This is a genomic window from Nocardia cyriacigeorgica (assembly GCF_010858045.1).
In the GTDB taxonomy this organism is placed as follows: Bacteria; Actinomycetota; Actinomycetes; order Mycobacteriales; family Mycobacteriaceae; genus Nocardia; species Nocardia cyriacigeorgica_E.
The window spans coordinates 1-287 of the sequence record NZ_JAAGVC010000342.1; the positions used below are offsets into that span (position 1 = coordinate 1).

A 287-nucleotide genomic window follows, 5' to 3' on the forward strand; every position below is an offset into this window, starting at 1 on the left:
CGCCGGAGGAGCTGGCCGGGCTGATCGCGGACATGTACGACACGCTCGACGCGGCCAACGGTGTCGGCCTGGCGGCGAACCAGGTGGGGAAGCCGCTGCGCTTGTTCGTCTACGACTGCCCGGATGAGGGCGCCGACGGCACGATCACCCGCCGCCGCGGCGCGGTGATCAACCCTGTGCTCGAGACCTCCGAGATCCCTGAGACCATGCCCGATCCCGATGACGACGAGGAGGGCTGCCTGTCGGTTCCCGGCGAGCAGTTCCCGACCGGCCGGGCCGACTGGGCC

1 protein-coding gene is annotated in these 287 nt (G+C 71.1%); it reads left to right on the plus strand.

Annotation, left to right across the window (positions count from 1 at the left end; translation table 11 throughout):
- Positions 1-287 (plus strand): peptide deformylase (locus GV790_RS29965; RefSeq protein WP_175586047.1); only part of this gene is annotated, 287 nt, incomplete at both ends.